This is a genomic window from Thermomonospora sp. CIF 1, from assembly GCF_001896795.1.
Classification (GTDB): Bacteria; Actinomycetota; Actinomycetes; order Streptosporangiales; family Streptosporangiaceae; genus Thermomonospora; species Thermomonospora curvata.
Window position 1 is genome coordinate 361,173 of sequence record NZ_MOYN02000007.1, and the last position, 12,274, is coordinate 373,446.

Here is a 12,274-nt window from a genome sequence, read left to right on the forward strand (position 1 = left end):
TTCAGCGGGACGGGTCCGCCGCCGCGTCATGGGCCCGGCGGGCCTGCAGCAGCGCGGGCAGGTGCTCCCTGCTCCAGGCGCGGGCGGCGGCGATGAGGGTCAGCAGGCTGCGTCCCAGCGGGGTCAGTTCGTACTCGACGCGGGGCGGGTTCTCCTCGTAGACGGTGCGGGTCACCAGGCCGTCGCGTTCCATGGCCCGCAGGGTCTGGGCGAGGACCTTCGAGGTGATGCCGCGCAGCGGGACTTTGAGCTCGCCGAACCGCCGCGGCCCCCCTTCCAGGCAAAGCACGATCATCCCGGTCCACTTGTCGCCGACCTGAAACGGCAGGGCGCTGGAAGGGCACATGGGATCGAACATCTGCGGGTCCAAGGGAGCGGCCATGGCAAAGAAGGCTATCTCGGTATCTTTGAGGTAACCGGCGCCCGGTGGATACCGTCTCGTTCCGGCGGGGAAATTCCCGGCCGGGACGGAGCGACATGAGCGGCATCGTCATTTTCGGAGCGGGCGGCAGGGCCGGGCGGGCCGTCACCGCCGAAGCCCGCGGGCGCGGGCATCGCGTCACCGCGGTGGTGCGCGATCCGAGCAAATACGGTGACCTGGAGGCCACGGGCGTCTCGCTGGTGCGAGGCGATGTCACCGACGCGGAACGCACCTTCTCCATCGTCCGCGGCCACGACGCCGCGGTCTGCGCGGTGACCCCCTTCAGCGGCCCGCAACAGGATTTTTCCGCGCTCGACCCGGAATTCTTCGTCAAGGCCGTCGACGCCTTGCTCGCCGGGCTGGCCGAAGCGGGCGTCCCCAGGCTGGTGACGATCGGTCTTTTCGCCAATCTCAAAGGCGCCGACGGCCGTCTGATAATGGATGACCCTTCGCTTTTTCCCGCGCACATCAGGCCGTTCGCCGCCGCGCATACCGCCGGCCTGCACCGGCTGCGGGAGCAGGACGGGCCGGTCGACTGGCTCATGCTCACTCCGCCGGCGCTGCTGGAGGCGGACGGCCCACGAACCGGCCGTTACCGGACCGGCGGCGAGACCGCCCCGCCGATGTCGGCGCGCCTGTCGTATGCGGATCTCGCGGTGGCGGTGATCGACGAGATCGAAACGCCCCGCCACCACCGCACCCGCATCGCGGTCTTCAACCTCTCGTGAACTCTGCGCGGCGGCCCGGAGCACCGGCGGCTCGATGAACCGGCCGGTCTTCGGTCATCTCGGCGGTCCGCCCTGGGCTCTTCCGCAGGGGCGCGGAACCCGGAAGCGGATATATACAACTCTTTGTCAATAAGAGCAGGTGGGGCGGCGGGCGACCGCCATGCGCAGTAACGTCCTTTTCATGGGGCAGTGACGGGCGTCACCGCAAGGGACGGTGAGGTGGTGTGATGGCCGCGGCTGCGGACGAGGTGTGGGCGAGCGCCGTCGACGATGCGCTCGTCCGGTTGGTGGACAGGGCCGGGGTGGACGTGGCCTTCGGCGCCCGCGCCCTGCCCGGCGAGCAGTGCGTGGTGATCTCACGGCTGCGCGGCGCGCGCACCACCGCGCTGCAGGACCTGGTGGTGCGCAGCGGCACCGGGCTGGGCGGCAAGGCGATGGCGCTGCGGCGGCCCGTCACGGTCACCGACTACCTGCACGCCCGCGAGATCAGCCACCACTACGACCGGCCGGTCGCCCGCGAAGGGCTGCACGCCATCTTGGCGGTCCCGCTGCTGACCGCCGGGCAGGTCACCGGGGTGCTGTATGCGGGGCTGCGGCAGCGGCTGGAGTTCGGCGAGCGGATGCAGCGCCTGGCGATGAGCCTGGCCGGCGAGGTGCGGCAGCGCATGGCCGCCGCCCAGCAGCCGCCCGCCGTCCACCTGCGGCTCCGCGAAGCCTGCCGGGACCTGGAGAGGGTCATCGCACGGGTCCACGACCCCGCCGTCCGAGCGGAACTGGAGGCCGTCCGCCGCCGGCTGGCCGCCGAGACCCGGCCGGCCGCACCGCCCGCGGCGGGGCGGCTGTCCCGGCGCGAGCACGAGGCGCTCAGCCACGCCGCCCAAGGCCTCCCCAACGCCGAGATCGCCGCCCGGATGGGCCTGACCCCCGGCACCGTCAAGGCGTACCTGCGCAGCGTGATGCGCAAACTCGGCTGCCGCAACCGCATGGAGGCCGTCAACCGCGCCCGCGCCCTCGGCTACCCCCTCTGACCCGGGGCTCAAGCGGCCCCGGCCCGCATTTTTGCGCAGGCGAGGACGCTCAATACCCACCAAAGGGAGTAGTGGCCGCCTCCCGGATCGGTCACGCTGACCCCAGCCCCGTGATGGCCGTCACAGGTCCTGCCCCGGGAGGCGTTCGCATGGCCACGACGTCCAACCGCGCCTTCGGCATGCCCGCGACCCCCGCCAGGCGGTCTGGACCGAGCCTTGCGCGGGCCCTCCCGAACCGGCCGCCGCAGGCCCCGCCCGCGGCCGGAGCCCTCGCCGGGTCGTTCCCCCGCCCCTGACGGGGAAGACCCGCCACAAGCAGATGCGCGAGCGCTCCGGGGAACCGCTCGGCCCGGACGAGAACTGAGCACGAGGAGAACAACGATGTCCCACCCCGCCCATGAGACGTTCCGCGCCGCCCGCGACTTCCTGCTGGAGCACCGCGAGGACTACCAGACCGCCTACCGCGACTTCTCCTGGCCCGAGCTGGAGGAGTTCAACTGGGCGCTGGACTGGTTCGACGTGATCGCCGAGGGCAACGACCGCACCGCGCTGTGGATCGTGGAGGAGGACGGCTCCGAAGAGCGCCTGTCATTCGCCGAGTTGTCGGCCCGCTCCGCCCGGGTGGCCAACTGGCTGCGCGAACGCGGCGTCCGCCGCGGCGACCGCATCGTGCTGATGCTCGGCAACCAGCGGGAGCTGTGGGAGACCACCTTGGCGGCCATCAAGCTCGGCGCCGTGCTGATCCCCGCCACCACCCTGCTCACCCCCGCCGACCTGCGCGACCGGGTGGAACGCGGCGGCGCCCGCCACGTGATCGTCTCCTCCGCGCAGACCGGCAAGTTCGACGACGTCCCCGGTGACTACACCCGCATCGCGGTGGGCGAGGCGGTGCCCGGCTGGCACCAGTTCGCCGACGCCTACACCGCCAGTGCCGACTACCGGCCCGACCGCCCCACCAAGGCCACCGACCCGCTGCTGCTGTACTTCACCTCCGGCACCACGGCCCGCCCCAAGCTGGTGGAGCACACCCACGTCTCCTACCCGGTCGGGCACCTGTCGACCATGTACTGGATCGGCCTGGAACCCGGCGACGTCCACTTGAACATCTCCTCGCCGGGCTGGGCCAAGCACGCCTGGAGCAACGTCTTCGCCCCCTGGAACGCCGAGGCGACGGTGTTCGTGTTCAACTACACCCGCTTCGACGCCGACCGGCTGCTGACCGAGCTGGACCGCTGCCAGGTGACCAGCCTGTGCGCCCCGCCGACGGTGTGGCGCATGCTGATCCAGACCGACCTGGGACGGCTGAAGAACCCGCCGCGCAAGGTGGTCGGCGCCGGCGAGCCGCTCAACCCCGAGATCATCGAGCAGGTGCGGCGGGCCTGGGGGGTGACCATCCGGGACGGGTTCGGCCAGACCGAGACCACCGTGCAGGTCGCCAACACCCCCGGCCAGCCCCTCAAGCCCGGCTCGATGGGGCGGCCCGTCCCCGGATACGCCGTCGAGCTGATCGACATGGTCACCGGCGAGCCCGCCCAGGAGGGCGAGATCTGCCTGGACCTGTCCCGCCGCCCGCTGGGCCTGATGGCCGGCTACCACGGCGACCCCGAGCGCACCGCCGATGTGATGGGCGACGGCTACTACCACACCGGCGACATCGCCTCCCGCGACGAGGACGGCTACCTGACCTACGTGGGCCGGGCCGACGATGTGTTCAAGGCCTCCGACTACCGGATCTCCCCGTTCGAGCTGGAGAGCGTCCTGCTGGAGCACGAGGCGGTCGCCGAGGCGGCGGTGGTGCCCGCCCCCGACCCGGTGCGCCTGGCCGTCCCCAAGGCCTATGTGGTGCTGGCCGCCGGGTGGCCGGCCGACGAGAAGACCGCCGCCGAGATCTTCCGCCACTCCCGTGAGAACCTGGCCCCCTACAAGCGGGTGCGCCGCCTGGAGTTCGCCGAGCTGCCCAAGACCGTCTCGGGCAAGATCCGCCGTGTCGAGCTGCGCGCCCGGGCGGCCGGGCAGGGGCCGTCCGGCCGCGAATACCGGGAGGAGGACCTGCGCGTCGACTGACCGGCTCCTCGGCCCATCGGCGCAGGCGGCCCGGGACGCGCACCCATGGCTGCGCCGAGAAGCTTGAGAGCACGTGCCGAAGAGCGCTCGGCGGATCGCTCGGGGCGGGTCAGGAGGTCTGGCGGGCGGCCTTCCGGTCGAGCTCGACCCAGACCTCCTCCCGCCACACCCGCAGCGATCTGGGCGCCTCCACGCCGATCCGGACGGAGTTCCCGGAGATCTGGAGCACCTGGACGACGATGTCGTCGCCCAACATGATCCTCTCGCCCGGCTTGCGGGACAGGACGAGCACAACGCCTCCTCGGGTGACCGGCGGGAAAGGGGTTCCTGCCCGTCCCCGGCCATGGGACGGGCAGATGATTCATTCAACTGCATTCCAGTGGCCTTGACGGGGAAAACCGGTTGCCATCTCCGGGCGGATAAGACGACGGGCCTTTCCGCACGCCGCCTCCGCAGGCGGCAGCGGGAAGCCCGGGCCGGGGGCGTTTTCACGGCCAGGGGGAAGATCCGGCCCTCCCGGGGCCGTGCGTTGGAATAACATGCAATCCACCGCAAGTGCCGGTCAAATTCCCCGGCGCGGGGCAGAAGATTTATCGGCCGTTCCCCAAGACGGCGGAAAATCGTCACCCCCGTGCCATTATCGCCGTTTCAGCCGATTGCGCGTCCGGTAGAACCCGGTCGAGCGCCGCGGCAGAGCCGCCGGCGGCGCGAACGCGTCCGCACACAGGCCCGGGAACGGGGGGACGGAGTGGCCATGACGACGGCGATAACGCGTCAGCCGGAACAGCGAGAGGCCGACATCGCAGGCTACGGCGATGCGCTGCAGCAGCCGGCCAGGGCCGGGCGCAGTCACGCCCATCTGGTCCGCGGGCTGGCCGGCGTCCCCAGGTCCACCCTGTATGAGGGGCGGTTCGGGCGGATGTTCCGGAACCTGCCGCCGTTCGTGCCGGGGGACGACCAGATCGCCGCCATAGCCGCGGCGATGGTCGAACAGGACCCGGCGAACCCCGCCCGCGACAACGAGGCGATCCCGGCCGGCTACACCTACCTGGGACAGTTCATCGACCACGACCTGACCTTCGACCCGCAATCCAGCCTGGAACGGGAGAACGACCCCGATGCGCTGACCAATTTCCGCTCGCCCGGTTTCGACCTGGACAGCGTCTACGGCCGGGGCCCGATCGACCAGCCCTATCTGTACGACGAGCGCCGGCCCGCCGGGCGTTTCCTGATCGGCGAGCACGACGATGTGCTGGACCTGCCGCGCAATGTGCAGCAGACCGCCATCATCGGCGATCCGCGCAATGACGAGAACATCTTCGTCAGCCAGCTGCACCTGACCATGATGTTGTTCCACAACCGGGTCCTGGAGCGGCTGGCCGACTTCCCCGAGGCCGCCCCGCGCGCCGGGGAGGACGCCTTCACCGCCGCCCAGCGCGTCGTGCGCTGGCACTACCAGTGGATGGTCGTCCACGACTTCCTGCGCCGCATCGTCGGCGGCGAGACCCTCGGCGAGGTGCTGCGGCGCGAACCGCTGGTGCCCGGCGGGCGGCCCGTCGAACAAGTCCGCCTGCGGTTCTTCCACTGGCGGGAGCGGCCGTTCATGCCGGTGGAGTTCTCCGTCGCCGCCTACCGCTTCGGCCACTCCATGGTCCGGGCCCGCTACCGGCTCAACTCCACCGTGCCCGCGCTGCCGATCTTCACCTCCGACCCGGTGGAGACCGACCCGCTGGGGCACTTCGGCGGCTTCCGCGCCCTGCCGGCCGGCTGGCAGGTCGAGTGGCGGCGCTTCTTCGACATCGACAAGGAGACCGACCAGCCGCCGCAGCTCAGCCGCCGGATCGACACCAAGGTCGCACCGCCGCTGAATGAGCTGCCGCCGGAAGAGGCGCCGGGAATGGCCTCGCTGATCCGCCGCAACCTCACCCGCGGCGCCCGGCTGGGCCTGCCCTCCGGCCAGGACGTCGCCCGCGCCATGGGCGCCGACCCGCTGACCGACGCCGAACTGGCCCTGCCGCAAAAGGGCCCGGCGCCGCTGTGGTACTACGTGCTGCGCGAGGCCGAGCTGCGCGCCGACGGCCGCCACCTCGGCCCGGTCGGCGGACGCATCGTCGCCGAGGTGTTCTGCGGCCTGCTGGCCGCCGACCCCACCTCTTATCTGTCCTGTGACCCCGGCTGGCGGCCGTTCCTGCCCTCGGCCGTCCCGGACGACTTCACCATGGCCGACCTGATCAAGTTCACCGGCTTCGGCATCTGACCCCGGCCAGGCTCCGCCCGCACGGCCGCACCGGCATCACGAAGGCACCGCGTGCGCCACCCTCTGCGGCACGACCCCACACGCAGGCGGGCGGAGCCTTTCTCCTTTGCCCGGACCGCCGCCGGGGCTTCGCAGAAGGGACGCCCGGTCCTCAGCCCGCGGCGCGGACGGCCTTGAGGAAGGAGACGATCAGTTCGGGGTCCTTGACGCCGCGGCTTTTCTCCACACCGCTGGAGACGTCCACCCCCCACGGCCGGGCGGCTTCGATGGCGCTTTGGACGTTGTGCGGAGTCAGGCCACCGGCCAGCAGCCAGCGCTCCCCCGACGGCAGGGGACGGCCGCCGTCCCACCGCCAGGTCGTGCCCGAGCCCGGCACGGCCGAGTCCAGCAGCAGGATGTCCTCGCCGAACTCGCCGCAGCGCGGCACGGGCTCACGGTAGGCGGTGCCGCGGATCAAAGTGCGCCCCTCCCGGGCGAGAGCGGCGTAGTGGTCGGGGCCCTCCTCCCCGTGCAGCTGGATCGCGCGGATGCCGGTGGCCTCGGCCAGTGCCCGCACCTGGGAGACGGGCTGGTTGCGGAACACCCCGACCGTCAGCACGTGCTCCGGCACCCGCCGCGCCAGCCGCCGCGCGGTGTCGGCATCGACCCGGCGGGGGCTTTCGGCGAAGACGAACCCCACGGCGTCGGCCCCCGCCTCGACGGCGGTGTCCACGTCCCGTTCGGTCCGCAGCCCGCACACCTTCACGAACACTGGTCCCCCTCGTTTTCAACGGTCGGTCAGGGCCAGTTGTACCCCGAGCCCGACGAACGCGGCGGCGAAGGTGCGGCGCATCCACGCCATCACCTTGGGCCGGGAGATGACATGGTCGCGCACCGCGGCCGCGAACGCACCGTAACCGGTGAAGACCACGAACGTCATCGCCATGAACACCGCCGACAGCGTCAGCATGTGCGTCAGCCAGTGCGGCGAGCCGGCGGGCGCGAACTGCGGCAGGAACGCCAGGAAGAAGATCGACAGCTTCGGGTTGAGCAGGTTGATCGAGATCGCGGTGCCGACGATCCGCCGGGCCGACTGCCGCTGCTGCTGCCGCCCGGCCTCCACCCGCAGCGTCCCGTGCTCGCGCAGCGTCTGCCAGGCCAGATACAGCAGGTAGGCCACGCCCAGGTACTTGAGGGTCTGGAAGGCCAGGGCGCTGGTGTGCAGCACGGCCGCCAGCCCCATGACGGCGGCCGCCAGGTGGGGGACGATCCCCAGCGTGCAGCCGAAGGCGGCCACCACGCTGCTGCGGAACCCCCGTCCCAGCCCGGTGGCCAGCGTGTAGATGGCCCCGGTTCCGGGGGAGGCGATGACGATGAACGAGGTGATCAGGAATTCAGGGCTCACGGTCTGGGCTCTTTCTCCGGCGCGGCGGAGGGGAGCAAGGTCCCGGCGCCGGGCTGTCGGGATACTGCTTTTTCCGGTGGCTCGGTGTCCTTCGCGGCGGTCGCAGGTCACCGCTCCAGGCGGCGCTCGCTGGGGCCGATCATCATCGACCTGGCCACCTGCGCCCCGAGCGCTTTCAGACCGGCCTGCGGCTCGGCTTCCAGATCCGCCAGGTCCCGCTCGGCCGAGGCATGGTGCGCCTCGGCGACGATCAGCGCGCGCTCGGTCCGGGCGGAGACCGCCGGCGGCGCGCTCTGCCGGAACGTCCAGCGCCGCGAGTGCGCGTTGCCGTCGGGATCGGCGAAGATGATCTCTCCTGCCGCCGGATGCTCCACCGCTCCCCGAAAGGTCAGGCAGCGCTCCGAGCCGCCGGCCGGCCGGACGGTGATCCCGCCGGGGATCCCGGCCCGGTCGAGCACGGCGATCGGGATCCCGAACGCCATCGAAGCGAAGTTGAGGTAGTCGACCAGAGGGCGCTGTTCCGGCAGGCTCCCGTCCTTGCGGTAACGCCGCAGCAGCGCTTCCGAAGCACACCGGTACTGCGTCGGCTTCAGCCCCATCCGGGAGAACGCCTCGCGCCAGGCGGCGATCTCCGGCATCCCGGACTCGGGACCGGAGGCCAGGCGCCGTTGACGGCGGCGGCCAGTTCCCGCAGCCGCGGCTCGTCGGGCCGGACGCCGAGCACGCCGTCGACCACCACGGCGAGCGCCCGCAGGTTCGGATGCGCGGCCCAGACCGTGTCGGCGTGGGTGAAGTACATGGTGCCGTCCAAAAGGTCGGTGGTCCGGTGCTCTTTATAGATAGGCCCGTTCTCTCTCCCGCTGCATCCCTTTGACCGGCTTGGGTCATGTCACGGCGGGCTCACCCGGTGAGCTCGGCCTCCAGCTTGGCGAGCTGCTCGTCGTAGATCCGCTGGAGCCCTTTGGGCGCAAAAGCGCGCTCGAAGAACCCTCCGATGCCGCCCGCCCCGTTCCACGTCGTCACGATCCGCACCCGGGCGCCTCCCGCCGCCGGGGACACCGTCCACGTGGTGACCATGGAGGAGTTGGCGTCCCGCTCCACCAGGGTGCTGCCGTCCGGGACGCTGACCGACATCAGGCAGTCGCGCACGCGCTTGCTGGTCGCCGCCAGCTTCCAGTGCACCTTCGTCCCCTCGCCCCGGCCGCCTTCGCGCACCTCGTATTCACTGAAGTGATCGGTCAGGATCCTCGGCCGCGTCCCGTGGTAGTCGCCGATCGCCGCGAACACCTTTTCCGCGTCGGCGCCGATCGTCTTCTCCGCGGTGACAGTGATCTGAGCCATGCCCTCATCCTCGCACCCGAAGGCGTGTGAAACCCGGCGCGGTCACTCCCGGGCGGGAGGAACGGCGACCGCGCGCAGGTGCATGACCACTTCGGCCGACCCGGACCCCAGCCGGCGCGCCCAAGAGGAATTGATGCGCTCCATCGCCGTGCTCGAAACCAGATCCGCGGCCGTGATACGCCAGCCCAGCGCGGCCAGCCGATCCGACAGCACATCGCGTGCGTACTCGGGCGTCAGCTCCGGCAGGTCGCGGATCTCCAACGGCACGGGATCACGCCAGATGCTGGTGCCCACCGTGACGTCGACAGTGGCCCCGGCCTTGGCCACCGCCCGCAGCCCCCCGCACACGTCCGCCTCACCGAGGACGACGCCGCGCAGCAGCTTCCCCCACGGCATCAGCACCAGCAGCTCATCGGCCAGGCCCACCAGCTCCTGCGGGGGCTCTTCGATGACGGCGCTCACCAGGACGAGATTGGACACCCCGCCCTTGGCGGGCTTGCGGCGGCTGCGCACGGCGGTGGGCACCATCCGCCGCCAGGCCGGATCCAGCCCGATCACCAGCCAGTCCGGCCGTTCCCTGGCGATCCGGTAGGCGGTGCGGGCGTCCCCGGTGCCCACGTCGATGAGCACGCGGCCGGCCGCCTGCCGCATGGCCTGCAGCTCGCCGGCGTCCATCGTGCCCAGGGAACTTCCCTTGAGAACCCGCATCCCCCGCCAATCCCCGTCAGCGCCCGTCCGGTGAACCGGCGTCCATGATCTCGTAGATCCTGCGCCGGGAGACGCCGAGCGGACGCAGCGCCTGACTCACCGTCCGCGGCGCCACCCCCGCCGAGGCCAGCGCCCGCACCAGGCCCTCCAGCGCCACGACCTCGCCACCGCCGGACGGGGCGAGCACCACGGTGGCCTCCTCGCCCGGCAGCCGCCCCACCGCGTCCGCGGCTTGAGCGGCCTCCACCCAGGTCATCTTGGTGCCCACATCAAGCCGTCCGTCCGGGACGGCGACCTGCCGCCGGGGAGCGGCGGCGGCCACCGTCTCCAGCACCGCACCGGCCTCCTCCAGCGGCACCGTGAACACCGCGGGCACGGAGGCCGCCTGCAGCAGACCGCCGATCTCAGAACGCCGCACCGATCGGCGAGACACCCGCCCCAGCCACAGCGCAGGCGCCGGAGGAAGCCCCGCGGCCAGCAACGACTCCACCGGCCCGGAACCGGCGACCGCGATCCGCGCACCATGGGCGGCCGCACCCGTAAGCCATGCGGCGACCTGGGGCGGCATCACCTCCAGCGTCCCGGGAACGGTGACGGCGACCACCACACCGTCGTCCTCGAGCAACGCCCCGGCATCCGGAACGGCCCCGGAACCCAGGCGCACAGCGTGATCGGCGTTCCTCCACAACAGTCCCACCCGCCCGGCCGGAACCGGCGAACCGTCCCGGCCGACCAACACCAGCGGCTCGGCGGGCTCGACTTCGGCGACGCTCAACGTCACCTCCGCCTCCGCATCGGCGAGCACCGCCACCATCTCCGCCGGCAGCTCCGCCGCCGTCAGCGTCGCCCCCACCGCCAGCGTGTCCGGGTCGGTGAACAAGCTGCGCCGCACCACCAGCCGCTCACTCACCCGGTGCGCCGGATTGACCACCGCCTCACCAGAGACCTCCTGCCCACCCGCCCGCACCGTGAGCCGAACCCGCCCGCGCAGCAACCCGAGCGAGTCCGGATCGAACCGCGCCTCGACTCCGACCACACAAGTGGCGCGCTCCGTCACGACCGCCTCGCGGGTGAACTCCAAGGTCTTGCCATGAGTCGCCCGGATCAGGGGATGACCACGAGCCCGCACGACCACCCGCCGGGTCACCCACACCCCCGCGTTCCCACCTGCATAGCGGCCACGCTACCAACGCGCTACCAGGCAGCACCCCCACCGACGCCCGGCACCCCGGCCCACCACTCTCGAAGCATGAAGCACGCCTCGCGTCCGCACCACCACGAAGCGCCACTGCCGAACGACCTGTTCTGCCCCCTTCACTGCGGCCATAGACCCTTACACGCAAGGCACAGCCGCATGCACGAAACAGCCCCCTCTACCTGCGTTTCCACCAGCGGAAGGAGCTTCCTCATGTCTAAGCGGCGCCCCCGGCAGGATTCGAACCTGCGACACACGGTTTGGGAATCGAGCGGCCGTTCCACCCTCGTCGGCGCTCTCACCTGCCCGAACATCCTCGCCGGGTGCAACCTGGACGCTTTCCATCCCGCGCATATCCCGCGACGGCCGAAGGCCTCTTCAGGGCCTCAGCTTTCGGCAATCGCTCGGCGTCCTCGGCCTTCATCCTTGTCAGTTCGTCCCGCCCCAAGGTCATCAACACCTGTGGTGCCGCTGGCCGATCGTTGACGGCCGTCCGGGTGCGTCGCTGGTCGCCGCTGTCGCCGTCAGTGTTGCCGCCGTCGCTGTCGGCGGGGATAGGTCCGGAGTGCTCGTCCGCGCGGACGGTCAGCAGGTGGGACAGACGGCATCGCGCGGACGGGCGCTCCGGGGCGCAGGGGGCCTGGGGGACGGCGCAGTCCCCCAGAAGCGCGCTCGTCCAACCTGGCGACACGATGCCTGCCGCTCTACCAGGGCAGATGCACAACCGGCGGTCCGCTGCAAAATCGGGCCGTATCCGGTGGGCTTCCGTCCCTGTGGCCTGCGGTTTTACCCTGGGGTCCTCATCACCCCTCAGAGGGATCGCAACGTGTCGAGGTCGCCGACCTCTTCCGGCTTCCCGGCGTCCTCATCACCCCTCAGAGGGATCGCAACATCTTCAGGGAGACCGTGTACCGCCCGGCTGCGCTGGTCCTCATCACCCCTCAGAGGGATCGCAACTCCACCACGCCGTCGTCCTGCCTGGTGCGCGGCCGGGTCCTCATCACCCCTCAGAGGGATCGCAACCCCCCCGTGCCCGAGAGGCGAGCGAGATGTCTCCTCGTCCTCATCACCCCTCAGAGGGATCGCAACCCGTAGACGTAGATCGGCCACACGATCGTCCGCTCTGTGGGGTCCTCATTACCCTCAGA

At 71.1% G+C, this 12,274-nt stretch carries 12 protein-coding genes and 1 CRISPR repeat array; of the genes, 4 read left to right on the forward strand and 8 right to left on the reverse strand.

Annotation, left to right across the window (positions count from 1 at the left end):
• Window position 1: 1 nt before the first annotated feature.
• Window positions 2–382 carry a winged helix-turn-helix transcriptional regulator gene (locus tag BUE48_RS04370; protein WP_286988948.1) on the reverse strand — a complete coding sequence of 127 codons (381 nt, stop codon included), beginning with the start codon at window positions 380–382 and terminating at the stop codon, window positions 2–4.
• 95 nt (window positions 383–477) lie between these two features.
• Here BUE48_RS04370 and BUE48_RS04375 point away from each other — a divergent pair, with 95 nt between their 5' ends.
• From BUE48_RS04375 to BUE48_RS04385, 3 genes are all read left to right on the forward strand, one after another.
• Complete coding sequence (locus BUE48_RS04375) at window positions 478–1,149, forward strand: NAD(P)-dependent oxidoreductase (RefSeq protein ID WP_012851254.1); 672 nt, start codon at window positions 478–480, stop codon at window positions 1,147–1,149.
• Between the two features lie 227 nt (window positions 1,150–1,376).
• On the forward strand, window positions 1,377–2,177 hold the full coding sequence (locus tag BUE48_RS04380) for a LuxR C-terminal-related transcriptional regulator (RefSeq protein ID WP_012851255.1): 801 nt from the start codon (window positions 1,377–1,379) through the stop codon (window positions 2,175–2,177).
• 381 nt (window positions 2,178–2,558) lie between these two features.
• A complete protein-coding gene (locus BUE48_RS04385; RefSeq protein WP_012851257.1) occupies window positions 2,559–4,241 on the forward strand; it encodes an AMP-binding protein in 1,683 nt (560 codons plus the stop codon).
• Between the two features lie 109 nt (window positions 4,242–4,350).
• Here the strand turns inward: BUE48_RS04385 and csrA are convergent, their stop codons facing one another.
• Complete coding sequence (gene csrA, locus BUE48_RS04390; RefSeq protein WP_012851258.1) at window positions 4,351–4,533, reverse strand: carbon storage regulator CsrA; 183 nt, start codon at window positions 4,531–4,533, stop codon at window positions 4,351–4,353.
• 462 nt (window positions 4,534–4,995) lie between these two features.
• Here csrA and BUE48_RS04395 point away from each other — a divergent pair, with 462 nt between their 5' ends.
• On the forward strand, window positions 4,996–6,498 hold the full coding sequence (locus BUE48_RS04395; protein WP_012851259.1) for a peroxidase family protein: 1,503 nt from the start codon (window positions 4,996–4,998) through the stop codon (window positions 6,496–6,498).
• 151 nt (window positions 6,499–6,649) lie between these two features.
• On the opposite strand, the gene BUE48_RS04400 is transcribed toward BUE48_RS04395, so the two are convergent.
• The 6 genes from BUE48_RS04400 to BUE48_RS04425 form a co-directional block, all read right to left on the reverse strand.
• A complete protein-coding gene (locus BUE48_RS04400; protein ID WP_012851260.1) occupies window positions 6,650–7,249 on the reverse strand; it encodes a phosphoribosylanthranilate isomerase in 600 nt (199 codons plus the stop codon).
• A 15-nt stretch (window positions 7,250–7,264) separates the two neighbouring features.
• Window positions 7,265–7,882 (reverse strand): LysE family translocator, encoded by a 618-nt coding sequence (locus tag BUE48_RS04405; protein WP_012851261.1) that lies wholly within the window; start codon window positions 7,880–7,882, stop codon window positions 7,265–7,267.
• Window positions 7,883–7,989: 107 nt separating this feature from the next.
• The gene (locus tag BUE48_RS04410) at window positions 7,990–8,520 is read right to left on the reverse strand and encodes a B3/B4 domain-containing protein (RefSeq protein ID WP_286988953.1); all 531 of its coding nucleotides are present in this window, start codon (window positions 8,518–8,520) and stop codon (window positions 7,990–7,992) included.
• 262 nt (window positions 8,521–8,782) lie between these two features.
• Window positions 8,783–9,223, reverse strand: a complete 441-nt coding sequence (locus BUE48_RS04415) for an SRPBCC family protein (RefSeq protein WP_012851262.1) — start codon at window positions 9,221–9,223, stop codon at window positions 8,783–8,785.
• 42 nt (window positions 9,224–9,265) lie between these two features.
• Window positions 9,266–9,931 (reverse strand): rRNA methyltransferase, encoded by a 666-nt coding sequence (locus tag BUE48_RS04420; protein WP_012851263.1) that lies wholly within the window; start codon window positions 9,929–9,931, stop codon window positions 9,266–9,268.
• 16 nt (window positions 9,932–9,947) lie between these two features.
• The gene (locus BUE48_RS04425) at window positions 9,948–11,084 is read right to left on the reverse strand and encodes a DUF371 domain-containing protein (RefSeq protein ID WP_012851264.1); all 1,137 of its coding nucleotides are present in this window, start codon (window positions 11,082–11,084) and stop codon (window positions 9,948–9,950) included.
• 838 nt (window positions 11,085–11,922) lie between these two features.
• A CRISPR array of direct repeats spans window positions 11,923–12,215; the repeat unit is 30 nt; unit sequence GTCCTCATCACCCCTCAGAGGGATCGCAAC.
• Window positions 12,216–12,274: the final 59 nt, after the last annotated feature.